Source organism: Microvirga tunisiensis (genome assembly GCF_009296175.1).
Taxonomy (GTDB): Bacteria; Pseudomonadota; Alphaproteobacteria; order Rhizobiales; family Beijerinckiaceae; genus Microvirga; species Microvirga tunisiensis.
Genome location: NZ_VOSK01000001.1, coordinates 96,750 through 121,607, shown reverse-complemented (window position 1 = coordinate 121,607; position 24,858 = coordinate 96,750). Strand labels below are relative to the sequence as shown.

Here is a 24,858-nt window from a genome sequence, read left to right as displayed (position 1 = left end):
TCACGTACGAAGCGCACCTGACCAAGCGGTTCGTTGTCGAAACACATAAGTCCTGCATCGATCCTGAGATTGTCCAACATCTCGAGCACCGCTGTCTAAGTCTGAGACTGGATTGTTAAGCGGGCTTTGGGGTGCTTGGCGCGGTAGGGTGTCGTGAGGACGATGGAGGAAGGAGGATAAGTGCACGTCGTCCCCAGAGCCTCGCGTAAGAAACGATATCCGGCCCGGGTATTCCGGCGGTCCGCAGTAATGCCTATGGTGCCTACCCGTTCCGTAGACGGGTTGCCGTCAAGCGTGTAAGTATCTGTGTGCCTTCACTCAAGCGCATAGACCTCGACCCCGCGCTGCTTGTTGCGAAGTGAATGAAACCCCAGAGAGCGAATGCCCTCTATTTCGTGCTGAACGGCAGTGTAGGTCGCGCCGCACATCAGACAATCTGTTCCTGTTTCCCTGTTTAAGGCTTCCAGTCGCTGGGAGAGGTTCACGGTGTCGCCGTAATGAGTAAAGGATAACCGCTCCTCACTCCCGACCGTCCCTACGGCGACTAGACCGGTGGCTATTCCGATGCGCAGACGCAGACGGTGGCTACGAAATTCCGAACTTTCCAGCGTCTTGAGGATATCCCTCGCAGCCATAACTGCGCTAAATTCGTGTTTTTCGAGGGGCAGGGGTGAGTTGAATGCTGCGATTACCGCATCACCGAAATAGCTAACTACCAACCCGCCTCGCATTGTTATTTTCTCGCTCACCATAGTGAATAGCTCGTTCAGGAGGTGAATAATCTCTTCTGGCTGCAGCTTCTCTGAAATGGACGTGAATCCTTCAACGTCAGCGTACAAAAGGGTCGCTTCCCGCATTTGCGGACTCAAATGCCCGTCGCTTTTGAGGTCAGGAATTACAGCAGCGGGCAGGTACTTGCCAAAAAGTCGTTGCGTGTGCCTGCGCTTTTCTTCTGCAGAGATTCTGGCAAGTACCACGAGCCGAGCACCGCGGACTGCAATCGCCGCGATGCCCGTCACTGCTGAAAGAATCAGCATTTCCTCGATGCGAGACTCAGTGCCTAAGAAATCTGGATTAAGGACAATGCGATATAAGTCTTCGCGAGACGGTGCGATGGGCAGGTCAGCAAAATTCAGAATGCTCTCCATGCCAGCCGCGATCCAGATCGTGGAGAGGGCAAGGCCAGCCACACAACATCCACCTGTCCATAGCACGAGGCCCGGCGACAGGGTGAGAATCGATGCTGTGATTACGACATAGTAAAACTGAGTTCTGCTTGTGAAGAATGTCAGGTTCTGCGGTATATCATCCCCGCCGCTCAAAGGAGCGAAGGCAATTATTGCAGAGACGAGAGCGGCATCCAGCAAGAAGAATACATAGCGCACCATATTTTCCAGCCTTGTACCGGCGGTCTTCAATGCCATCAAACCGCTTAACGCCAAAGCCAAAGTGAGAAGCCAGATTGCAACATTGAATGGAAAATGGTAACCGGCGAGAAAGACAAAAGCTAAAGCGCCAACTGCAATTGTCCTCCCGACGATAGCCAAGCGAAAGCCTTTCCGCTGTGCATCTGCTAGCGCTCTTTCGCCACTGGACGACATCTGGACAGTGTTGATGATGGTGTGAGGTTTCATCATAGATTTCAGCATTTGCATTGGCCGTTGGCAGCATACCCGCAAGATAAGTATCCGGTTTGCAACCGCTATGCGCTGTTTAGCGACGAAGATGAATCTTACGTTTGAGAGTGGCCCGTTTGCGGGAGCTAACAGATTGTTCTAAGTCTCACTACAGCTCAAGGCTGAATTCGGTTTGGTTCTAGCGATCGCTCCCCGGCAACAGCACAGAACGACACACTGCGTCCAAGACTAAGCAAACCACAGCCGCTCGGACTTCAGTTTCTGCAAATTTAGACTGAAGGCCCACTCTGGCGAGATGTGAGGAGGGTCGTGAAAGCAGCGATCAGCAACAGAACAGCGCTGGCAGCAAAGGTCATTTGATAGCCACTAAGGTCGAGCAGCATGCCCCCGACGATCGCCCCCACGGTAATCGCAAGCTGGATGACCGCCACCATGAGCCCGCCGCCGGCTTCGGCATCTTGCGGCAGCGAGCGCGCAAGCCATGTCCACCAGCCGACAGGCGCCGCAGTGCCGATCAGCCCCCAAATTCCCAGTGAACTCGCCGTGACTGGGAGACTGTATCCGAAAGTGACAAGGACCGCCGCGATTACCGCCATCGTCGCCGAGATGATGGTCAGGGTGCGATAAAGTCCGTTTTTGAGGAAAGCGCCGATGAGGCTGGTGCCGCCAACGCCGGCAATGCCGATTCCGAGCAGGATGAGGGAGAGCGTCGAGACATCGACCATCGTCACGGTTTCAAGGAAGGGGCGCACATAGGTGAAGAGTGCGAACTGCCCCATGAAGAAGAGTGCAACCGACACCATGCCGAGCGCGACCAACGGCCGCTTCAGCAGCTTGAAGACATGGCCGGACCCCGGTTGCTGTTCCGCCTTCATTGATGGTAGGCTGGCCATCTGCCAGAAGAATACGATCACGGCGGCCGGAACAACGCAGAAGAAGGCGCCGCGCCAGCCGATGATCGACCCCAGGAAAGCTCCAAGTGGCGGCGCGACCACCGTCGCCAACGCGTTGCCGCCATTGAAGACCGCGAGCGCGCGCGGGACGTGCCGTTCCGGCACCAGCCGCATCGCGGTCGCCGCCGACATGGACCAGAAGCCGCCGATGGCAACGCCAATCAGCGCCCGTCCGATCATGAAGATCAGATAGTTCGGCGCAATGGCCACGATAGTCCCCGACACCGCCATCGCCCCGGTCAGCACCAGCAGCAGCAACTTCCGGTCAAGGCCTCCGGCAATGGACGAGATGAACAGGCTCGTCATGACGGCGGACGCCCCGGAGATGGCGATGGTCTGTCCGGCCTGCCCCTCGCTCACCTCAAGTTCGGAGGCAATGGGCGTCAGCAGGCTGACCGGCATGAATTCAGAGGCGACGAGCGCGAACACGCAGAGCGACATCGCGAGAACCCCACCCCAATGGGCGGGCCGATCCGCGATGTCCCTCGTTGGGGCAGCAGGGTGGTTCAACATTTCCGTTCCACTTCCAGGCTTACGGTGCTGGACGCAAGTGTCCGCCGAGCGGTCTGACCACCGGAGGCGCTTCATGAATTTGAGCGCACGTATCCGGCGTCTTGAAACTCCGCCCTTTCGTGACAGAGCGAAGGCGCGGAGGACTTTCGCCCATCAGTTACGGGATCGATCCTGTGCTCTAGAACATAGTCAAGGCGTGGCTCCGCAACTAGTCGGTATAACCTGCATGCCGTCATGAACTAGATTCATGAATTCTGCTGATCGCGCATAGCCCGATGCACGGTTCTGGTCTCTCGCAAGTGTCGCCACCCGGATCGAGACCAGACCGGACCGCCCTTACACCTGTGCAACGCCCTCTTGCACTTCTTCTCCTTGGGGATTGCGGAGGCGATCATCAGAACGATGTCGCTTGCGGTTGCGCCACAAGGTCATCGAATAGTGGGTGAGGATTGCCGGAAGGGCGACGATGCTGGCCCAATGGCCGAAAAACGGCGTGACTGAGGTTTTGAAGTTCCAGACATCGAGGCTATAGGTGAAGATGAGCTTGGTCCAGACACCGAGCACTGAAAAACTCCATGCGCCCAGACCGGCGAGAAGAACGGCGATGACGCGAAGGACCATTGTCCTGCTCGCGCTGTTAGCTGACAGTCCCAGAATTGAACGGCTTAATGTCATCACGCGTACCCAGTGCAGGCCGAGATGGATGCCGACGATCATCATCACCCAATAGGCCGAGAACCAATGGACTTCCCGCAGATAGATGCTGTCGGGGATCGGGAGCGCGCTGAAGAGCAATTTCGAGATTACGATGCTGGTGATCAGCAGGATAACCATGTTGACGAGCAGCAGCAGATTAAGGGCGAGGACTAAAGTACGGCGCCCGTCATAACGGCCCCTGAAGAGATTTTTGAACCAGAGCCGGTTCACCACGATGTGCCACGCCAGAAACGCGAACATCGCCGTCCCGAATATCTCGTGCGGCACGTTTTCGAGCCACCAGTAGGCCAGCGAGAGCAGAAGGAAGATCGCCATCATGCCGGGCAACAAAAGGCGGTCGATAAGGGGAGACTTCACGATGACGCACTCCTTGTCGATAGATGTTCAGGAGTTAGTCCTGGAAACTGCGTGCATCGCTGAAGGTGAACATGTATTGCCGATCCTGGCGGGACTGGTGACAGGAGTAGCAACGCGCCGGGCTTTCATCGTCGGTCTTGATCGACCGCTCCGGCGTGAACGCCTGATACGCCCAGTCGTCCGGGTTATTTCCTGTTTTCTCGGCCACTAAGTAACGGGCCAGGACGTCGCTTTGGTAGTCGACCAGAACGACATGGGTTCCGGTCGGAACCGGCTGCCCGGCCTGGATGGCGTCGAGGGCGGCTTGATTGGTGAGCATGTGCTCGCGCGTCACGCCGCGCCGTACCGTCGTGTAGTGTACGAGCTTCTCAAGCTCCGGGAAGGTGACCGTACCCACCTGAGCAAAGGCCGGCGCAGGCCCGACGCCCTCAGGCAGCATGAGATATCCGCCGATGAGCGCCGCTGCACCGAGAATCGAAGCTAACCCGAAGCTCCAACCTTTTCTGTTCATCGCTTGCATCCATTTTTTGCCGCTTGTGAGGCACGCAAGTGCGGTTACGCGGCTCTCCCGAAGTTGCTTCGCTTTCCGATAGGCCGGCGCATGCAGCTCGCCTTTCGGCGAAAAGCAGTCAGGGCGCGTCAATGCTGCCCGTCAGACGCCGGATCGATCGTTCGGCACAGATAGCCGATGCTTCGATCCGTAACTAGACGGCAGAAATCGCATGTTGTCATGAGCGGTATTCATCAATCCGCGAAGTGACATTGAATCATCGTTCGGGTCGAAGATGCCGAGGGATTTATGAATACTATTCATAAGGGCGTGCAGTATTCATAGACTGACCAATAATCAGTCCTCATCTTAATTTTGAGAGAGATGACGGGGCTGCCTGGCAAGTGTAGCGATCCGCTCGCGCGCGAGTGCTCATAGCCGCAGGTGACATGGTCGTGCACGTGGTCACAGATCACCTGCACATGGGCCCAGCCTAACGAAGTTGGTCCAAAGGGGCTCAAGGCGACGTCGGAGAGACAATCCGTCTCGCAGTAGCGGCTGCCCAACAGGGAGAGCAGGGTCTCTGCGGGTAGACCCTGGATTAGGATCTGCTCAGCACTTCGATCATCGTGTCCCACCGGCACGTGTCGCGGCCCGCGGTTTCAGTTTTGAGGGTGAGCCTTGAGGCCGGCGCAGTGAGGCGGTTGCATCTGTTCCCGAAGCTGTCGCGTTATCCGTCCACAGCAACGGATAGGGTTGTGATGAGGTATCCTGACCGTTCCAGGTCGGACACTCTCGACGAGTGCACATTGAGGATCGTTGCCTTCCTACCGCTAGCAGGCGCCGCCGGCCGACAGAGACTCTTTGTCGTACACCGCCCGCATGGCTCCAAGGAGCCCGCAGCGAGCCGGATAATCCAGTTCATTGAGGCCACCTACGGACCATTCAAAGGCAGTTACTGAACCGGCCGAACGTATCGAGAGGACGCCTTCTCGCTCGGATCCCGATGTGGCTGAAAATCTGGACACTTCGATGCGACCTTTTTCTCAAGACGACTTCACCGGGTTTGGACGCTATCTACTCTCCAGCGCCCGGGTTCTATCTGCCTTGCTTGCGGCCGGAGGCGCTTGAGCAGCGCGAAGAAGGCATCGAGGTCATGCGGTGCTGCCACCGTGTTGAGGATGAAGTCGAGGCTCTTGGCGTGCGCTGCCATCTCGTCCGCGTTGCGGGCGACGACGGCCTCATGCGCGCCTAATGCCTTGGCGGCCTCGCGCTTCGACTCGGAGGTGGTGAACGCCACCGCGTGCGCGCCCATCGCGTTCGCGACCTTGATGCCCATGTGGCCCAGGCCGCCGATGCTGACGACGCCCACCTTGTGGCCGGGTCCAACGTTCCAGTGGCGCGCGGCGAGTAGGTGGTGATCCCAGCGCACAGCAGCGGCGCGACGGCAGCCAGTTGCTCTTCAGGGTGACTGACGCGCGGCACGTAGCGCTCGTGCACAACGATCTGCTGCGAGTAGCCTCCCAGCGTATGACCCGGCGCATCGGGCGTGGGGCCATTGTAGGTGCCGACCATGTGGTCGCAGTAGTTTTCTAACCCGTCGCTGCAATCGTCGCAACGCTTGCAGCTATCGACGATGCACCCCACGCCGACCAGATCGCCGACCTTGTGGCTCGTCACACGCGCGCCCACCGCCGACACCCGGCCGACGATCTCGTGCCCCGGCACGCAAGGGTACAGGGTGCCCGCCCATTCGGCACGAACCTGATGGATGTCAGAGTGGCACACGCCACAGAAAGCGAATTGGATGCCGACATCGTGGAGGCCGACTGACCGACGGTTGATGTCCATCGGTTCGAGCGACTTGTCTCCGGCGTAGGCACCAAAAGCCTTTACAGTCATGGAGGCTTACTTTCTTTGCTTGGATCATTGGATGGGCGTCTGCGGAAGGGTGGTCAGGCGAGCAGAGTTCAGCCGAACCTGCCATGACGAGCCGTGTTCATGGATCCCATCCCGGTTGAATGCGCCGCTATCGGGTGGCGTATTCCTGGTCAGTGACCAACCCCATCCAATCGGCGTTCTTTCCGTCTTGGATGTACGTGATCGCGACGTGGCTCATGCCGTTGGTGTCGGTTGCGCCATGCCAGTGCTTAATCCTGGCTGGGATCCACACGACGTCGCCGGACGTGATCTCCTGGCGAGCCTGGCCTTCCCGCTGGACCCAGCCCCTTCCTGCCGTGACGATGAGCATCTGCCCAGCCGGATGGCTGTGCCAGGCGGTGCGTGCGCGTGGAGCGAAAGTCACAAGACCCGACGAGGCCGGGATCTCGACGGATGGCGGCGTGAGAAGATCCACCACCACCTGACCCGAGAAATTTTTCGGATCGGCGACCACCGACGGCGAGGAGCCGCTCGGGAAAACCTGGATCTCCTTCGCATTGGCCGGCTCACCGACGAGTGCGGCCGCGGTCATGGTGGCTGCGATGAGTGTGTTCTTCACGTTGAATCCCTGCAGGATAGGAGCGGGCGAGACAGTTTTGGTTAGTTGGACCGAGCCTTGAGGACTTCGGCGACAACCGGACCGGCTGAGAAGGCATTGGGCCAGCCGGCATAGAAGGCGATCTGCGTCACCACCTCGCCGGCTTGTTCTTGCGTCAGGCCGTTGTCCAAGGCCCTGTTCAAATGACCCGCGAGCTGGGCCACCTGCCCATTCGCCATTAGCGACGTGATGGTCACAAGACTGCGGTCACGCGGCGACAGGTCGGGGCGCAACCACACGTCCTTGAAGAGCGGATCGGTGGTGTACTGGTCGAGGCCAGGAGCGGCGGTTCCGAGAAGGCGTTGCACGCTCGCGACCCGGGTTGCCTCCGCCTGCTCGTTCAGCGGCAGGAGCTGCGGCGATGCGGTCGGCAACTGATCCGGCTCGATCCGGCGTTGGGCGAAAATGTCCTTGGTGACGGCAACCGCCGCCATGGCGTTCGACCAGCCCGCGTAGAAGGCGAGGTGCGTGATCGTCTCGGAGAGCTCGCGCGGTGTCACGCCGCTGTCGAGGGCAAGGTTGATGTAATGCGGCAGGTCCAGCGTCTGGTTGCGTGCGATCAGGATCGCCACCGTCACGAGGCTGCGGTCGCGACGGGAGAGTTGAGGGCGCTGCCACAGGCCATCAGCAACGTCTTCCTTGGCGTATCGGCCGAGGGCCGGGGAGACGGACCCGATATCGGCCACCGAGAGCGCCGAAGCGTTTTGAAGAGGTGTGGACATAGGAGCGCTTCCTTGGGCAAGGGCAGGGGCTGCCAGTGCGAGGGATACGAATGTGGCGACCAGCAGTTTCATGGTGAGACGGTTCTTTTCCTGTAAGGTGGTGGGGTTAAGTGGCTCGACGGCGTGGATTGCGACGGCCCATGCGGTGCTCACGTGCGTGCGGATGATCCCGCCCGCTGCGTCACGAACGCCATGAGACTTGCAGCGGCCAGCATGGCTGCGCTCGCACTGAAGGTGCTCTGATAGCCGCTCACGTCGAACAGGAGGCCGCCAATGGTCGCGCCCAGAGTGATCGCCAGTTGGATGGCGGCCACCATCAGTCCGCCGCCGGCTTCCGCGTCCTCGGGCAAGGTCCGGGTGAGCCAAGTGTTCCACGCCACGGGTGCCGGAGTGCCCACTAGGCCCCATGCCCCGAGCAGGAATGCCGTTCCGGTAAGCCAGTTCCCGAAGGTGATCAGGGCAACGGCAATCCCTGCCATTGCAAGTGGAATCGCGATCATCACGCCATACATACCGTTCTTCAGGAAGGATCCGATGAGGGTGGTCCCAACGAGGCCGGTCACACCCAGAAGCAGCAGGATGAGCGACAGGGTCGGAACGTCGACGTGGGTCACCATCTCAAGGAACGGTCGCAGGTAAGTGAACAGCGCGAACTGACCCATGAAGAACAGCGTGATCGCCGCCATGCCATAGGCCACCACTGGCCTGCGAAGCAGCCTGAACACGTTCGCTGAGCCGGTCCGCCGCCCGGCATGCATGGAGGGCAACCTCATCAGTAGCCACACTAACGCAATGGCTGCCAGAGGCACCACGCAGAAGAAGGTTCCGCGCCACCCGATGTACCCACCAAGAAAGCTCCCAAGCGGCGCGGCGACGATGGAGGACAATGCAGTCCCGCCTTGCAGGACCGCCAGGGCACGAGGCACGCTGTCCTTCGGCACCAAGCGCATGACCGCTGCGGCCGACATCGACCAGAACCCGCCGATGGCGATGCCAAGGACCGCTCGGCCAACCATTAGGATCGTGTAGTTCGGCGCAAGGGCCACGACCGTTCCAGAGACGATCAGCGAGAGGGCCAACACGAGCAGGACGGTGCGCCGATCCCATCGGGACGTCAGGCCCGAGATGGACAGACTGGTGAGCACCGCGAAGATGCCTGAGACGGAGATCGCCTGCCCGGCTTGGCCCTCGGTCATGTGAAGGTCGGCGGCAATGGGTGTCAGCAGGCTGACCGGCATGAACTCGGAGGCGACGAGCACCATGCAGCATAGCGACATGGCAAGGACCGCCCCCCATGCAGGCGCCCGCTCGGGTATCGTGTCGCAAGGGGAAGCATATCCCACGGTCATTGGGGCCTCGTAATAACGTTGTTCGCTTCGGGATGGACCCGAGGCGAGCGAAGGGAGCTATGCGGGGAGTGTCTCCGGAGCCTATTGGTGCATGGCTACGAGCCTGAACATAGGCTGTACCCCTCCCGTCGATTAGGTGCTAAGACGTGAATGGACCTATGAGTGGAATTCATGAATGTTGCGCGGGAACGTCAATGACCTGATCGCCTTCCTGACCGTTGCACGCGAGCGGAGCTTCACGAAGGCCGCCGCGCAGCTCGGCGTCTCCCAATCAGCCCTGAGTCACACCTTGCGTGGCCTTGAGGAGCGATTGGGCGTGCGGCTCCTGACGCGGACCACCCGCAGCGTGGCGCCCACTCACGCGGGGGAGCGCCTGCTCCAGACGGCAGGTCCCAGGCTGGCCGAGATCGAGGCCGAGCTGTACGGATTGAGCGAGTTCCGGGAGAAGCCTGCCGGCACGATCAGGATCACAGCGGGTGATCATCCCACCGAGACGGTCCTCTGGCCGAAGCTCAGAAAATTTCTTCCCGGTTACCCTGACATCAAGGTTGAGATCGGCCTCGATCAATCCCTGACGAACATCGTCGAGCAGCGGTTCGACGCGGGCGTGCGCCTCGGCGAGCAGGTTGCCAAGGACATGATCGCGGTGCGCATCAGCTCCGATGTCCGCTTTGCGGTGGTCGGAGCACCGTCATACTTCGCCAACAGACCACGGCCCAGAACCCCTCAGGACCTTCTCGGCCATACCTGCATCAACCTGCGCCTTCCCACCTATGGTGGGCTTTATGCCTGGGAGTTCGAACGGGACGGACACGAGCTGGCTGTCCGGGTCGAGGGACAACTCGTGTTCAACGGCATCTTCCAGATCTTGAATGCCGCGGTGGATGGCTTTGGGCTCGCCCATGTGCCGGAGGACATGGCGTTGCCGCACATCGCCTCCGGGCACCTCGAGCGAGTCCTCGAGGATTGGTGCCCGTCGTGGACGGGATACCACCTGTACTACCCAAGCCGTCGGCAATCCTCTGCGGCCTTCAACTTGGTCGTCGATGCCCTGCGCCATCGGAGCTGAAACAATGATGGCCCATCCTTCAACTTCAGGTGAGATTGATGAGCCGAGCTCATAACGGCATGCGTCGCAGCGGCTGATGAAACCGCACCCACTTTGGCCGATGCAGCGCGTAATTTGTAGATTGCCTCCGCGCGTGCACTCAGCATCACTGGCTTCTGAACTATCGATCTGGTTACGCTCGACGACCTAATGGTGCCGGTCTAGCTACTCCGCAGGGGATGGATGCGGATTGCGGTCATACTTCCACTTCCGCCAGAGATAACGATCCCGCGGCAAGGTCTTGAGGAGAAACGCTGGTCATTGGGTGGCCTTCTGCCTCTGCGCGTTAAACTGCTTCAGATAGGCGATGAGATCGTTGATCCGCTGCTCGTCCTTCAGGCCGGCATAGACCATTTTGGTACCAGGAATTTTCGCACGCGGGTTCTGAATGTACTCCCGGAAGGTCGCTTCATCCCAGGTGATGCCGGAATTCTTGTTGGCAGGGGAGTAGTTGTAGCCTTCCACCGATCCAGCAACACGGCCAAAAAGCCCGTTCAGGTGAGGACCGACAGCGTTCTTTGCGTTCTCATTGACCTGGTGACAGGCTCGGCATTGTGCGAACACCCGCTCGCCAGCGGCCATATCTTGAGCCCGGGTATGGCCGAGGCCGACGATGAGAAAGGTAACGGAAACAGCGATGGAACGCATCAGAAACTCCTATGCTGGGCGGTAAACACAACTCGGTGTGAGCAACCAACGTTGCAACGGGTTTTCGAGCCAACTGCAGTTCGCCACACCTGTCAGGTCGACCCCAGACGAGCCAAGTGGATAATTCCCTCTCCGGTAGGTCCACCAGTTTCGAACAAAACTACTGCTTATTGCGGTACCATCTGATCCGGGAGCGGCATTCGCAGCTAAACAAAATGCCTCGGAAGCAGGTGGACCGAGCAATCAGGTCCACCTGCTGCCCGGCTACGCTACGAACTGATCCCGGATGGGCAGACGCCGGATCCTCTTGCCTGTTGCGGCAAACACCGCATTGGCAATGGCTGCGGCGACAGGCGGCAAGCCCGGCTCGCCCACGCCCCCAAGCGGGTGCCCGTAATCGTGCGACGCTACCAGATGCACATGAATCTCACGGGGTGCCGTATCGATCCGGGTGACCTCATAGCCGTCGAAGTTGTTCTGCTCGACGCGACCATTCTTGAATGAGATCTCCGAGGTCGTCGCAAGCCCTACTCCCATTACGACGGCACCCTCCATCTGGGAGCGGATACGATCGGGATTGACCCGGGGTCCACAGTCGATCGCGATATCAACCCGCGGGATGACAAGCCTGTCCCCATCGACCCGTACCTCGGCAGCGACGGCCACGTAGCTCACGAAGCTGTAGTGGCCTGCGATACCTAGCCCGCTGCCCTGTGGCAGGTTCCGCCCCCAGCCGATGCCGGAAGCGGCCGTCTCAATGACCTGCCGCAGGCGACCCGTATCGATTGGATAGAGTTTCGGATCCTCGCCATGATTCCAGGCGTCCCCAATATCGGTCGGGTCGATGATGCGGGCAGGACCGATCAGGTCGAGAAGGTAGTCCTTCGGGTCACGCCCGGCAGCATGCGCCAACTCAGCAATGAAAGACTGGACCGCGAACGCATGCGGCACGTTTGAGACCGATCGGAACCAGCCGATCCGGGTATGCGCCGCTGCTTCAGGATTTTCCATACGCATGTTCGGCACTGCGAACGGCACATTCGTAAACCCCATTCCTAATTCGAATGGAAGCTCATGCTTGGGATCCGGGGCGAAGATGGAGCCGATCGTCGGTGCAGCGCTGCGGTGCAACCATGCAACTGGCATGCCGCGCTGGTCGAGACCCGCTTCGAGCCGCTCAACCGACACTGTGTGATAGTAGCCGTGGTGCAGATCGTCCTCTCGGGTCCATGTCACCTTCACGGGAGTGCCGCCCATGGCCTGACTGATCAAGCCGGCTTCGAGAACGAAATCCGGCTTGGACTTACGGCCGAAGCCGCCACCTAGCAGGGTGACATTGACGATGACGTTCTCTTCCGAAATGCCAAGACGTTCCGACAGCCGGGTACGGGTGGCTTGCGGAGCTTGAACGCAGGCCCACGCCTCGCACTTGCCGTCCTTAATCTGGACAAGTGCGGCCGGCGGCTCCATCGGCGCCTGGGTCAAATGGGGGATGTAGTACTCAGCCTCGACCCTATTTGCTGCCGTGGCCATGGCGGCATCGGCATCGCCCTGGCTGCGAACGACTTTAGCGGGTTTGCGGACTGCAGCCTCCAGATCAGCGCGATAGGTGTCCGAGCTATAGCTCCCATGCGGACCGTCGTCCCAGACGATCTTAAGCTTGTCGCGCCCTTGCATGGCAGCCCAGGTGTTGCGTGCCACAACAGCGACTCCACCCAACGGTTGAAACTCGGACGGAATGTCGGGCGGTGCGATCTGCACGACCCTGACGACGCCGGGGACCTTCAACGTCTCAGCATCATCGACGCTTCCGACGCGCCCTCCGAAGACAGGAGGACGTGCAACAACTGCGTAGAGCATGCCGTCCGCGCGAGCATCAATCCCGTAAACAGCCTTACCGGTCGTGATGTCGCCGTTATCGACCAGCCCAATTCGGTCTTTGCCGATGTAGCGGAAGGTAGAAGAGTCCTTCAGCTTGAGCGCCTCACGTGCAGGTACTGGCTGGGATGCGGCGGCAGCCGCGAGTGCACCGTACTCAAGCCTCCGGCCGGTTCGTTCATGCAGTACCACGTGCTCCCGGGCGCGGACCTCTTGGACCGGAACGCCCCATTGGGCAGCCGCCGCCTGCTCCAGCATTGTACGTGCAGCGGCACCAGCTCGGCGCATGGGCATAAAGAAGTGGCGAAGCGAGCGTGAGCCGTCCGTGTCTTGGTTGCCGTACTTAGCCTCGTCGGCCTGCGCTTGGGCCACACGGACCCTCGACCAGTCGGCGTCCAGTTCATCCGCCACCACCATTGCAATAGAGGTGCGGACCCCTTGGCCCATCTCCTGCCGGTGACAGGTGACGGTCACAAGACCATCTGGGCTGATCGAGACGAACACTTTCGGATCGTCACGCCATCCATTGGGCATGCCATCGGGGCCGAACTTCTTCTCCTGCGCATTGACTTCGGGCGACAAGCCGACAGCCAGCACCAGCGAACCGGCTGTAATGCCTGCTAAAAACCCTCGGCGGCTGACGTTCGCAACCGCAAGAGCGGGTTCCTTGTGGCCTGTCATTAACGACCTCCCGTGCTGGCCTGCTTGATAGCAGCGCGAATGCGCGGGTATGTCCCGCACCGACAGATGTTGCCGCTCATGGTGCTGTCGATGTCCTCGTCGCTCGGGCTCGGGTTGTCCTTGAGGAGCGACGCGGCCTGCATGATCTGGCCGGCCTGGCAGTAGCCGCACTGCGATACGTTGAGGTCTCTCCAAGCAACTTGAACAGGGTGACTACCGTCCGGCGAAAGACCTTCCACCGTTGTCACTGTGGCACCCAATGCAGCTGCCATTGGGGTCACACAAGCCCGAACCGCAGTGCCATCGAGGTGCACGGTACAGGCCCCGCACTGGGCGATGCCGCAACCAAACTTCGTGCCAGTCAGGCCTAGTTCATCACGCAAGTACCATAGGAGCGGCATCTCCTCATCGCCATCGAAGGATTTTCGTGCGCCATTCACTACGAGTGTTGCCATAGCGTTCTTTCTCGATAAGTTGATTAAACATTTCAGAATAGGGGATGACTAATCATCTATCAGGATTAATCAACCCAAGTACTCTCCGCGTCTGTTGGCATCAGCAGAAATTCGAGAGACTGTGACCGCAATGGTAGCTCTCGCAGAATTGCTATTGCGCCACTCCGAGTTCACGTCGTACCTCGTTCAATGCCGCAGCACACCCCGCTGCATCGCCTTCGCGGTCCAAAGCCTGCGCTCGATCGAGAGCAGCGCGAGCTTTCAAGGACCTGTCCCCGCCAGCCAACGGCGTAGCTGCTGCTGTCGCTTCTACATCGTGCTCTGGAAGTTTCTGAGGCGATTCGCCGGGAGGAAATGCGCCCTTCTCGGCTTGCATGGCCTGAGACTCTCGAGAGGCGGCAACCCCTTGCCCCCCTGACGAGAGAGCTACGCTTTGCGATGTTGCCTCATCCACTCGCGGCTCCAATGCACGGATGGAATCGCCACAAGGCGACGCCAATGTAGGAGTGGCAACAAGAAGACAGAGCCCCCCAGCTAAAAGCAGTTTTCGCCGTTTCATCAACTAGCTCCTTTCGACGTCCCAGAGGGTTACGAGCTGGCATGGGCCATCTTCATCCCTTTCGATCAGCATTGACTTTCGGCCATCCAACTTATGCACATCGCGGGGTTGCGCTACGGGCAGCGTTCGCACAAGGCTCGACCATAGCCGATCCATGCAACCTGATTATTGTTCATCTTCGATAAGCCTTATGAGTTTAACTCACGAAACATATGGGCAAGAGCTGGCGTTGATGTCTTTCTACTTCTGGTGCAGGGCGGAGATTCAGCATTGTGCAGTGATGAACGACATTCGTTCTCCTACAGCAGGGACCTAGTCAGCAGATCTCAGCATCGTGATTACCGATACGCACATTGCAGACTACTTTACCGATGTGCCATTAGAACGGGCGCGACAACAAAGAGGATACGGATATGAAAGTAGGCTTCATCTTTGCCGCACTTCTCGGGCTGTCTGCAACATCTGCGATGGCAGACTGTACGTATCATCAGGCTTCTGCATCGACGGATCGCCAAGAGAAGACTGGTAGCATCCAGTCGTCTGACAAGCAGCAGAACCAAGCCTTTCTTACGGAAAAGGACACTCAGGCAAGGGAGTAGTCACGTATCGCCAGTACCCCCTACGCTCAGAGTTCACGGATTGCCGCCGTTTCGGCGGCAATCTTCCCATGCATTCTAGGTGTCCGACTTTCGTCCGAATGCCTGATGTAGGCATGAGAGTGCCAGAGCAGTAACAAAGGCCACAGGCAGACTCGACCGTTAATCGGGGTATGTGCTGCTGGGACGGATTGCATCGTCTAGCATGTTTGGGTGGACTTGGTGGCTCCTATCGTCACCGCTGGCAGAATAAAGTTGGTCTGCTCATCGAGGAGCCGCACTGTTGTCAGTCTTCGAGCCCCGTTATGGACGGCAATCGTTATGGTCTGCCTCCTGAAAAGTGATCCTCCCTGAAGTATGGCTTTTGAGCCAGCTTCAAGTGATGACGCCCGAATTCCCCTTGAAAGCCATCATCCACAAGCGTCTTGGATTGCCTGCTGCGATGCCGATCCTCCTGCTGCTCGCGCTACTCTATCGAGGACTCGAGAACCTGCCGCACGAGATCTTCGGGACGGTGCTGTTCGCGCCGTTTGGCTGGCACATCGCCGTGAACCGGGCCTGGTTCACGAACCTGTTCTGGGGGCGCTACGATACCCGCCGGACCTTCACGCTCGCGCTCCATCTGCTGCAGATCACCAACGTGGCGGTTCTCCTGGTGGCGAGCATCGTAATCTCGAAGTCGGCGCTTGAGTTCCTTCCCGTCTCGGACAGCATCTACCTGCGTGACGTGCACTGGTTCGCAGCCTACTGGGTCATGATCATCGTCGGCGCCCATGTCGGCCTGCACTGGACGCGCGTCATGGCGATGGCGCGCACCACCCTAAGGCTCACACCGTGGAACCCGGCGAGAGCGTTGGCGCTCCGCGCCGCTGCGTGTTCCCGGCCGCCTTCCGACTGTGGAGTTGCTTCGTTCTGGGCGTATGGGACAAGCTGACCTTCACCTACAGCCTCGGCTTCTGGGACTTCAACGCCTCAGTTACGCCCTTCTCCGGGCATTGGGTGGGGTCGTCTGCCTGCCCGCCATTGTGACCCACTACATCATGGTGTGGTGGCGGGGCCGCCGTACCGTGACTATCGGCGGGCAGCAGACACGGATCGTGCGCAGCGCGGCGTCTGAGGATGGGGCACGTGCGTGAGCATGTGCACCCAGCCTTCGGACGGCCCGGACTCACCCCCGATGGCGCAGTGCCTCCACCACGGCGGCGAAGGCCGGCGACGACTGCCGGCGGCTCGGATAGTAGAGATAGTAGGGGTCCCAGTAAGGACAGTACTCCTCCAGGACGCGCACAAGCCGTCCCTGCTCAAGGTATGGTCGGACGATCTCCTCCGCCATGTAGGACAGGCCGAAGCCATCGAGTGTCGCCTCCAGGACATCGAAGCTGTTGGTGAAGGCCAGTTGGCCCTCAACACGAATTTTGATCTCGCGGCCATTCTCCTCGAATTCCCACGCGTACAATGCGCCCGATGTCTGAAGGCGGAAGTTGATGCATTTATGGCCGACGAGCTCCTTGGGGTGAAGCGGTGTTGGCTGGTTGGCAAGGTAGGATGGCGCGCCGACGACCGCCATGCGGAAGTCCGGGCTGATCCGGGCGGAGATCATGTCCTTGGCGAGATGCTCGCCCATGCGCACGCCGGCTTCGAAACGCTCGGTAACGATGTCGGTGAGCCCATTATCTTGAACGAGTTCGACCTTGATGTCTGGGTAGTTCGGGAGGAACTTCCGCAACTTCGGCCAGAGGACGAACCTGATCGCATAGTCGGATGCTGCAATGCGGATGGTCCCAGCCGGCTTGTCGCGCAGTTCGCTGAGGGCTTCCATTTGGGCCTCGATCTCATCGAAGTGCGGCCCGATGCTCTCAAGCAGGCGCTCGCCGGCTTCCGTAAGGGAGACGGCCCGTGTCGTGCGTGTGAGGAGGCGGATGCCAAGCCGCGCCTCAAGCAGGCGGAGGGTATGGCTCAGGGCCGATTGTGAGACACCGATCTTCGCTGCTGCTTTTGTGAAACTAAGCTCTCGAGCGACGGCTAAGAACGCAACAAGGTCATTCACATTCCCGCGGAGCACTAATGAATCTTCCTCATATCATCGAACGTATTATATCGGCAGAATCATAGGAGATACAGGGTCCTGATGTGCTAACAAGTAACGAGTATGTCATAAGCTGTTAGAGGGGGTCTGGAGAAACGGGTTGAGCCGATCTGAAAGGGCATGACAGCCCTCAGCTACGACACCGACTTGAGCGATGTTTCTGCGCTTCCTACGCGTCATCCATCGCAACACCAACAAGCGCCTCGACCTGCACCTGATCGTGGACAACTACGCCACCCACAAGTACCCGAAGGTGAAGGCTTGGCGCGAGAGGCATCCGCGCTTCCATCTGCACTTCACGCCGACCTCGGCCCCGTGGCTCAATCAGGTTGAGCGCTTCTTTGCCCTGATTACCCAGGAGCGCATCTGGCGTGCCGCCTTCACGAGCGTGCCCGACGTGAAGGCCACGATCATGGCCTACCTGGAGCACCACAATGCCGACCCCAGACCCTTTATCTGGACCGTCTCAGCCTCAGCTATCCTGCAAAAGGCCGCCTGTGCGAAACAAGCATTAGCGTCATAAAACTAGATCGTCGAGCGCACCTTCGAGTGGCTGATCCACAACCGGCGCTTGGCGAAGGATTGGGAACGCCTTTCGGCCACCACCGAGACGTGGATCTATCTCGAGATGTGACGCCTGATGATCAAAAGATTAGGCGATGCAGCAGCTTAACCTCCAGACAGCCTCAGGTCAGCTGACGCCTTGCATGAAGGTGTCGAGCCGCTGCTTGTGATTTCATTGCTAGACTGTCCTTTGCTTGGTGCCGGGAAAGGCCTCCGTCACGATAAATTTCGCGCGGATCTGCCACGCCTTCAGAGCAGCTTGTCAGGCGTTATCGGCAGTTCGCGAATGCGCTTGCCTGTGGCATGGAAGATGGCGTTCGCTATCGCTGGCGCAACGCCCACCATAGCGATCTCACCCACTCCCTTTGCCCCAAGCGGATTTATATGCGGATCGTGCTCCTCCACGAAGATCGCCTCCATGACCGGCGGGGTGTCGGCATGGACCGGCACCGGGTATTCAGCGAGATTAGCGTTTGGAACCCGCCCGTTGCGAGCATCCACGACTGAGTGCTCCATCAGCGCCATGCCAATGCCACCGATCATGCCGCCGATGCACTGGCTGCGAGTCATTTTGGGGTTGATGATGCGGCCGGCTCCGTAGGCGCCGATGATGTGCCGCACCCGGGTCTCCCCAAGATCCGGATCAACGGCCACTTCGACGAACACGGCTCCAAAAGCATGGGTAGAGAACCGCTGACCTGTATCACCCGGCTTGACCTCGGCAGTTGCTTCGAACGGCTCGGTCAGGCGACCCATCGCCTCGGCAATATCAGTCCCGCCAGAGCGTGCGAGAACCCCGTCACGCACTTTCCTGCAGGCTGCCTGCACGGCGCTGCCGACGCTCGCCATCGTCATTGAGCCACCATGCGGCGGCGTCTTCGGCAGCCGGTTATCGCCAAGGGAGAATTTCACCCGTTCAATCGGAAGGCCAAGGGCTTCCGCCGCCACCTGGGTCATGGATGTCCATGTGCCTGGCCCCATGTCGCTTGCCGCGCTTGCCACCTCAGCGGTGCCATCTGGCAGGAGACGCGCAAGAGCGGAGGCAGGAGCGAAGTTCATCGGATAAGTTGCGGTCGCCATACCCCAGCCGATGAGGAACCGTCCATCGCGCATCGAGCGCGGTTCGGGGGTGCGGCGGCTCCAGCCGAAGCGGTCTGCCGCTACGCGGTAACATTCCTGTGTCGAGCGGCTCGAAAACGGCAGCTTCTTGAACTCGTCCTGCTCGGGCTCGTTACGCAGGCGCAGTTCAACGGGATCTATGTTCAGGGCCACCGCGAGTTCGTCCATCGCGGATTCGAGCGCAAAGATACCGCTCGCCTCGCCAGGTGCGCGCATGTAGGTCGGCGTGTGCACGTTCATCGGCACAATCCGATGGCGCGTGTAGACGTTCGGGCAGGAATACAGGAACCGGCTCGCATTCAGGAGCGCTTCCGAGAATTCCTCGTAGGTGGAGGTCTCTTGGTAACCTTCGTGCATGATGGCTGTGAGGCGGCCGTCGCGGGCCGCGGCGAGCGCCACGCGCTGGACAGTGTGCGGGCGGTACCCGACACCGTAATACATCTCGCGGCGTGACAGCATCAACTTGACCGGCCGACCTGTGACGCGGGCGCCGAGCGCCGCCAGCGTCACATGCGGCCAGGTCCGCAGCCCTGAGCCGAAGGCGCCGCCGACGAAGGGTGAGACGACGTGGATGTTCTCGCCCGGAATGCCGAACACGGCGGCGATCTCATCGGTCACGCCATGCACCCACTGCGACTTGTCCCACAGGGTCAGTCGATCACCCTCCCAAGCGGCGATGGTGGCGTGCATCTCGATCGGGTTGTGGTTCTCCCGGGGGTGTACATAGGTCTGGCCGACGCTGACTTCGGCAGCCGCGAGGGCTTCCTGGGGATTGCCGCGCTGAATCTCCGGGGGCTGGGTTGCGCCCTGGTCGGTCTTCTGCTGAGTCGGCGGCACCGGCGCGACTCGAGTGACATCGGTGGTCCCGGTTTCGGGCGCGTAGATGATCCGCACCAGCATGGCCGCGTGGCTAGCCTGCTCAAGACTGTCGGCGATCACCAGGGCGATTGGCTGACCCTGATGGCTCACCTTGTCGTTTTGCAATATGTGTAGACGCTCACCGACCTCAGGGTCCGTAAATCCTTTGTGCGGAGCGTAGGCGAGCTTGGGCGCATTGTGATGAGTGAGAACCGCGATGGTACCAGGCGCCCGCTCTGCTGCCGCGGCTTCGATCGAGGCAATGCGGCCAGCTGCAATCGTGCTCCCCACGATTGCAGCATAGGCTTGGTTCGGTTGATCAAACTCGGCCGCATAAGTCGCCTGGCCCGTGACCTTTTGGCGACCGTCGACACGGCTGATGGGCTGTCCGATGAAAGCGGTGGTCATGCGCGAGCTCCCGCGGTTTCGACGGCCCGCACAATGGCGCGCTGCATCAATTCGATCTTGAACCCGTTGTGCCCGTGCCCCTGCGCTCCCGCCGCGGCAAGGGCCGCTGCCGGGCGCAGCGCTGCCGGATCAAGACTGGCTCCGACCAACGCCGCCTCAACTGGCGGGACACGCCAAGGCTTGGTCCCGACCCCACCGAGGGCGACGCGTGCCTGCTGGATGCGGTTACCGTCCATCTCGAGCGCCACTGCGGCGGACACAATGGCAAATTCGAAGGAAGCTCGGTCACGCACCTTGAGGTAATGCGAGCGCCGTGCCACCGGATTGGCCGGCACAGTGATGGCGGCGATCACCTCGCCCGGTTCGAGCACGGTTTCGATGTGCGGGGTCGCGCCGGGCAGGCGGTGGAAGTCGGCCAGCGGCACAGTGCGTTGACCGCCGGTCCCATGCACCTCGATAGCAGCGTCGAGGGCGACGAGCGCAACCGCAAGATCGGACGGGTTAGTGGCGATACAGTTCTCGCTCGTGCCAAGCACCGCATGCCAGCGGTTCTCGCCGCCGATGGCAGCGCAGCCGGAACCCGGTGCGCGCTTGTTGCAGGCGTCGTAGCCGATGTCACGAAAATATGGGCAGCGGGTGCGCTGCAGGAGGTTGCCGCCCGTGGTCGCCTGGTTGCGCACCTGAGGGCTTGCCGAATTCAGCAACGCCTCGGCGATGACGGGAAACTGCTCAACCACCGCGGGGTGAGCCGCGACTTCCGCCATCGTGGCGGCCGCGCCGAGCCGGAGCCCTTGCGGTCCGACATCGATGCGGTTGTCGAGAAGGCCGGCGAGGCTGACCAGCCGCTCAGGCCGGCGCACATTTTCTTGCAGGAGCTGCACCATGTCGGTGCCGCCGGCGATGTATTCGGCAGGCGCGTCGTTGCGGCCGGGCTGAGCGCCGAAGGCGAGGGCGGCGGCTATGTCGCGTGGCCGTTCGAGGGTGAAGGGATGCATGGCTCAACCTCTCCGAACGGAACCGGTGGCCGCTGCAGCGTCCTGGATGGCCCCGACGATGTGGTCATAGGCACCGCAGCGGCACAGATTGCCGCTCATCCAGTCCCGGATCTCCTGTGCCGAACCAGCGTGGCCCTCAGCGATGCACGCGACCCCGGCCATGATCTGCCCGGACGTGCAATAGCCGCATTGGAAGGCATCACGCTCAATGAAAGCAGCCTGCAAGGGGTGGAGCTGTTCGCCTTGAGCCAAGCCTTCGATGGTCGTGATCTCGCGGCCGTCCACGAGGGCAGCGAGCGAGAGACAGGATTTGACGCGCTTGCCGTCCATCAGCACCGTGCAGGCGCCGCACTGGCCAAGGCCACAGCCCTTCTTTGAGCCGGTCAGATGCAGGTGCTCCCGCAAAGCATCAAGCAGCGTTGTCCGCGGATCGAGGGTCATCCGGTGCTCGGCTCCGTTGACCCGTAACACGACCTCGAGTGGGGAGGGGATCCCGGCAGCACCTTGCGCGGCCGCCGGAGATGTCGTTCCAGGCATGAGTTGGCCTCCCACCAGAGCGCCGCCACTGGCTGCGGCGGCTTCCAATATCTCTCGGCGCGTCAAATTCGAGTTGGCCATCGTCGGGTCTCCTGTCCTATGTAGCGTTGGCCTATCCAAGCCCGCTACATGAAGTCGCTGACGGCAACCGACATCATCGGCGGCAGAGTATGCCTGAAGTACTTGTTCCAATTAGCACTCTTATTGACGCCATATGATAACGTTATCGTATCTGCCGTTAGATGTCCGATAAGATTGTAGACTTAAGACGGTCTCTGATAATGATCCATTTCCGATAAGCCTTATGAATTTGAATCATGACACAAAAGGTTTGGCTGAGCGTTGACTCACCCTCGCACTCGCCATACCCACACTGGAGCACGCGCTACAATCATCCTAGCGAGCTTTGGCTAGTCTGCTTGACCAACGGCTCTGCCCAAACCCGATTTGATAGTGGCATTCGTAGCCGGTTGCTCTCTCCGGTCGCAACGCTGAGCTAATATCAGGCTCGGCAAACACATCACATAGTGTGTCTGACGAGGCTCTTGCATCTGTGCCGCTAAAGCCCAATCATCAGGACTTCCATTCCGCTCATCTGTCATAGCAACAATCCTGTTGTTCGTGACAGGTAGACATCAGCACGATTGCTTAGGAACAACTTATGAAGCTCATCTACTTCGCATGGGTGCGGGAGCGCGTCGGCAAGACCGATGAGCAAGTGGAAGTGCCTAAAGGGATTGAGACTGTGGCCCACTTGGTGAGTTGGCTGAGGAGTCGGGGCGACGAGTACGAGTATGCCTTCGAGAATGAAGGCATTGTCCGGGCGGCTATCGACCATGTTCATGTCAAGCTTGAGGCCCGGATCGCCGGAGCGGGGGAGATTGCTTTCTTCCCGCCCATGACAGGAGGCTAGGTCCCGTCAAGGAGCGAGAACCCATGGCAGCAATCATCCGCATCCAGGCTGAGCCCTTCCAGATGGCCGCCGAAACCGCGGCCATGACCGAGGGTAGGGCCGATATCGGTGCGCTCGTTGCCTTCACTGGGCTATGCCGCGATGAAGGCGGGAGGCTGTCGGCTCTTGAAATCGAACATTACCCCGGCATGGTCAAGACCGAGATCGCTCGTATTGCTGGGCAGGCTGAGAGTCGCTGGCCTTTGCTTGGTCTGACTGTCATTCACCGTTTTGGTAAGATCTCTCCTGGTGAGGAGATCGTGCTGATCCTTGCTGCCAGTGCCCATCGACGGCCTGCTTTCGAGGCTGCCGAATTTCTGATGGATTACCTGAAAACCCATGCGCCATTCTGGAAGCGTGAGCACCTCAAGGATGGCACGGTGGGAGCCTGGGTTGAAGCTAAAGAACTGGACGATCAGGCCGCGGAACGATGGAACCAATCAGGTCTATCAGTCTCGCTTTGACCGAGCAGATTGTGAGATTGGCAATCACGCATGCTCATTTCGATGCTTGTATGACCAATCATTACCTGCAATGCAGCCGGTATCTGGTTGTCATGTGCGGCAAGAGTGATCATCGAGCCGATCTCAAACAGCTGGACGTTGTGGCTCATCTTTAGGTAGGCGACTTAAACCTTTGCATTTCTTACGAAGCAGCGCCGTTCCATTATTACGGCGACGGGACGGGTAACCCTCGCATTACTCATGAGCCGTATTCATATCTTCATGCAGACAATCCCATCTAATCAAAAGCCGGAGGCGCTGCTAAATCCCTATACAAGCGATATCCAGACATCCTGCTGCACCGCGCGTGAACGGCATGGGGTATCTATGGTGACCTCGGGTCAATCAAGTGGGCTCCTTTGATAGCTACATCACAAGTGGCATGGTGTAGCCGTCCAATGGTTTTAACACACCCATGTATATGTCAGCGGAAAGGGTGGTCCAGTCGATCGAAGAGACGGAGCATGGATTCTGCATGAAAGTAGCGGGAGTGGTGACCTCATGACCGGCCGAATGCTTCAACACCATATAGTCTCAGCGGAACCGCCGACAGATAGGGTTGAATCCTCCTCAGGAGCAAACAAGATGCTGGACCCGTTTGGCCGGGCGATCACCTATCTTCGCGTGTCGGTGACGGATCGCTGCGATTTCCGCTGCGTCTATTGCATGTCCGAGGACATGGCGTTCCTGCCCAAGCGCGACCTGCTCACCCTGGAGGAGCTCGACCGGATCTGCTCGGCCTTCGTCGACCGGGGCGTGCGCAAGCTGCGCATCACCGGCGGCGAGCCCCTGGTGCGGCGGGACATCATGACCCTGTTCGGCTCCCTGTCCCGGCACCTGGATTCGGGTGGCCTGGACGAACTTACCGTCACCACCAACGGCTCGCAGCTCGCGCGCCACGCGAAGGAGCTCGCCGCCTGCGGCGTGAAGCGGATCAACGTATCGATCGACACTCTCGATGCCGAGAAATTCCGCCGTATCACCCGCTGGGGCGACCTGACAAAAGTGCTTCAGGGGCTCGATGCCGCTCAGAATGCCGGCCTCAAGGTCAAGATCAACACCGTCGCCCTGAAGGGCGTCAACGAGGGCGAGATCGAGCCCCTGCTCGAATGGGCCCATGGGCGCGGCATGGACCTCACCCTCATCGAAGTGATGCCCCTGGGCGAGATCGACGGGCAGCGCATCGATCAGTTCCTGCCCCTCTCGCTGGTGCGCGCCCGCCTCGCCGGGCGTTACACGCTGGAGGATCTGGCGGATCGCACCGGCGGGCCGGCGCGTTACGTGCGGGTGAAGGAGACCGGTGGGCGGCTGGGCTTCATCACACCGATGACGCACAATTTCTGCGAAAGCTGCAACCGGGTGCGCCTCACCTGCACTGGCCAGCTCTTCATGTGCCTCGGCCAGGAGGACGCCGCCGATCTGCGGGCACCGGTGCGCGCTTCCGAAAGCAACGAGCTTCTCGAACGGTCTATCGTCGATGCCATCGCCCGCAAGCCGAAGGGCCACGACTTCATCATCGACCGGCGCCACGCCCGCCCGGCGCTGAGCCGTCACATGAGCGTGACAGGGGGCTGAGCGCAATTCCATGAGCGACTCCGGCCGTTGAAGCGGGCGGTCGCAGCGCCTGAAGTAAG

At 60.0% G+C, this 24,858-nt stretch carries 20 protein-coding genes and 1 pseudogene; 6 read left to right on the top strand and 15 right to left on the bottom strand.

The genetic code is table 11. The features are described 5' to 3' along the window. Positions 1-314: 314 nt before the first annotated feature. The 8 genes and pseudogenes from FS320_RS00500 to FS320_RS00465 all read right to left on the bottom strand — a co-directional run bounded on the left by FS320_RS00500 (position 315) and on the right by FS320_RS00465 (position 9,277). Entirely contained in the window at positions 315-1,649 is a 1,335-nt protein-coding gene (locus tag FS320_RS00500) for an adenylate/guanylate cyclase domain-containing protein (RefSeq protein WP_244626892.1), read from the bottom strand. Between the two features lie 257 nt (positions 1,650-1,906). Then, complete coding sequence (locus FS320_RS00495; RefSeq protein WP_152708792.1) at positions 1,907-3,031, bottom strand: MFS transporter; 1,125 nt, start codon at positions 3,029-3,031, stop codon at positions 1,907-1,909. 408 nt (positions 3,032-3,439) lie between these two features. Then, positions 3,440-4,177, bottom strand: coding sequence for a DUF4405 domain-containing protein (locus FS320_RS00490; protein WP_338105262.1), 738 nt, complete (start codon positions 4,175-4,177; stop codon positions 3,440-3,442). A gap of 34 nt (positions 4,178-4,211) precedes the next feature. Continuing rightward, positions 4,212-4,688 (bottom strand): cytochrome P460 family protein, encoded by a 477-nt coding sequence (locus tag FS320_RS00485; RefSeq protein WP_152708642.1) that lies wholly within the window; start codon positions 4,686-4,688, stop codon positions 4,212-4,214. A gap of 1,102 nt (positions 4,689-5,790) precedes the next feature. Beyond that, positions 5,791-6,569, bottom strand: a pseudogene (locus tag FS320_RS00480) (NAD(P)-dependent alcohol dehydrogenase); the annotation flags it as partial. A gap of 127 nt (positions 6,570-6,696) precedes the next feature. Beyond that, positions 6,697-7,167 (bottom strand): (R)-mandelonitrile lyase, encoded by a 471-nt coding sequence (locus tag FS320_RS00475; protein ID WP_338105261.1) that lies wholly within the window; start codon positions 7,165-7,167, stop codon positions 6,697-6,699. Positions 7,168-7,208: 41 nt separating this feature from the next. Continuing rightward, positions 7,209-8,000, bottom strand: a complete 792-nt coding sequence (locus tag FS320_RS00470; protein WP_152708789.1) for a carboxymuconolactone decarboxylase family protein — start codon at positions 7,998-8,000, stop codon at positions 7,209-7,211. Between the two features lie 77 nt (positions 8,001-8,077). Further along, a complete protein-coding gene (locus FS320_RS00465) occupies positions 8,078-9,277 on the bottom strand; it encodes an MFS transporter (RefSeq protein ID WP_152708641.1) in 1,200 nt (399 codons plus the stop codon). A gap of 175 nt (positions 9,278-9,452) precedes the next feature. Between FS320_RS00465 and FS320_RS00460 the strand changes: the two genes are divergently transcribed. Then, positions 9,453-10,346, top strand: coding sequence for a LysR family transcriptional regulator (locus tag FS320_RS00460; RefSeq protein WP_152708640.1), 894 nt, complete (start codon positions 9,453-9,455; stop codon positions 10,344-10,346). Between the two features lie 297 nt (positions 10,347-10,643). Here the strand turns inward: FS320_RS00460 and FS320_RS00455 are convergent, their stop codons facing one another. The 3 genes from FS320_RS00455 to FS320_RS00445 all read right to left on the bottom strand — a co-directional run bounded on the left by FS320_RS00455 (position 10,644) and on the right by FS320_RS00445 (position 14,047). Further along, positions 10,644-11,033 carry a c-type cytochrome gene (locus FS320_RS00455; RefSeq protein ID WP_152708639.1) on the bottom strand — a complete coding sequence of 130 codons (390 nt, stop codon included), beginning with the start codon at positions 11,031-11,033 and terminating at the stop codon, positions 10,644-10,646. Between the two features lie 264 nt (positions 11,034-11,297). After that, complete coding sequence (locus FS320_RS00450; RefSeq protein WP_152708638.1) at positions 11,298-13,592, bottom strand: xanthine dehydrogenase family protein molybdopterin-binding subunit; 2,295 nt, start codon at positions 13,590-13,592, stop codon at positions 11,298-11,300. Further along, positions 13,592-14,047 (bottom strand): (2Fe-2S)-binding protein, encoded by a 456-nt coding sequence (locus FS320_RS00445; protein ID WP_152708637.1) that lies wholly within the window; start codon positions 14,045-14,047, stop codon positions 13,592-13,594. The genes FS320_RS00450 and FS320_RS00445 overlap by 1 nt, the downstream gene beginning before the upstream one ends. 1,519 nt (positions 14,048-15,566) lie before the next feature. Here FS320_RS00445 and FS320_RS00440 point away from each other — a divergent pair. Beyond that, positions 15,567-16,136 (top strand): DUF4405 domain-containing protein, encoded by a 570-nt coding sequence (locus FS320_RS00440; protein WP_244626891.1) that lies wholly within the window; start codon positions 15,567-15,569, stop codon positions 16,134-16,136. A gap of 234 nt (positions 16,137-16,370) precedes the next feature. Here the strand turns inward: FS320_RS00440 and FS320_RS00435 are convergent, their stop codons facing one another. Further along, positions 16,371-17,264, bottom strand: coding sequence for a LysR substrate-binding domain-containing protein (locus FS320_RS00435; protein WP_162002723.1), 894 nt, complete (start codon positions 17,262-17,264; stop codon positions 16,371-16,373). A 178-nt stretch (positions 17,265-17,442) separates the two neighbouring features. Between FS320_RS00435 and FS320_RS00430 the strand changes: the two genes are divergently transcribed. After that, a complete protein-coding gene (locus tag FS320_RS00430) occupies positions 17,443-17,811 on the top strand; it encodes a transposase (protein ID WP_152708636.1) in 369 nt (122 codons plus the stop codon). A gap of 290 nt (positions 17,812-18,101) precedes the next feature. Here the strand turns inward: FS320_RS00430 and FS320_RS00425 are convergent, their stop codons facing one another. Genes FS320_RS00425 through FS320_RS00415 form a run of 3 tightly spaced genes read right to left on the bottom strand, consistent with a single transcriptional unit; the run spans position 18,102 to position 21,850 of the window. Continuing rightward, positions 18,102-20,237 (bottom strand): xanthine dehydrogenase family protein molybdopterin-binding subunit, encoded by a 2,136-nt coding sequence (locus tag FS320_RS00425; RefSeq protein ID WP_152708635.1) that lies wholly within the window; start codon positions 20,235-20,237, stop codon positions 18,102-18,104. Then, on the bottom strand, positions 20,234-21,232 hold the full coding sequence (locus FS320_RS00420) for an FAD binding domain-containing protein (RefSeq protein ID WP_152708634.1): 999 nt from the start codon (positions 21,230-21,232) through the stop codon (positions 20,234-20,236). Before FS320_RS00420 ends, FS320_RS00425 begins: the two co-directional genes overlap by 4 nt. A gap of 3 nt (positions 21,233-21,235) precedes the next feature. Then, positions 21,236-21,850 (bottom strand): (2Fe-2S)-binding protein, encoded by a 615-nt coding sequence (locus FS320_RS00415; protein ID WP_152708633.1) that lies wholly within the window; start codon positions 21,848-21,850, stop codon positions 21,236-21,238. 580 nt (positions 21,851-22,430) lie between these two features. Here FS320_RS00415 and moaD point away from each other — a divergent pair. From moaD to moaA, 3 genes are all read left to right on the top strand, one after another. After that, the gene (moaD, locus tag FS320_RS00410) at positions 22,431-22,682 is read left to right on the top strand and encodes a molybdopterin converting factor subunit 1 (RefSeq protein ID WP_152708632.1); all 252 of its coding nucleotides are present in this window, start codon (positions 22,431-22,433) and stop codon (positions 22,680-22,682) included. A gap of 23 nt (positions 22,683-22,705) precedes the next feature. After that, the gene (locus FS320_RS00405; RefSeq protein WP_152708631.1) at positions 22,706-23,185 is read left to right on the top strand and encodes a molybdenum cofactor biosynthesis protein MoaE; all 480 of its coding nucleotides are present in this window, start codon (positions 22,706-22,708) and stop codon (positions 23,183-23,185) included. Between the two features lie 624 nt (positions 23,186-23,809). Next, on the top strand, positions 23,810-24,799 hold the full coding sequence (gene moaA / locus FS320_RS00400) for a GTP 3',8-cyclase MoaA (protein WP_244626890.1): 990 nt from the start codon (positions 23,810-23,812) through the stop codon (positions 24,797-24,799). The last annotated feature ends 59 nt before the right edge of the window (positions 24,800-24,858 follow it).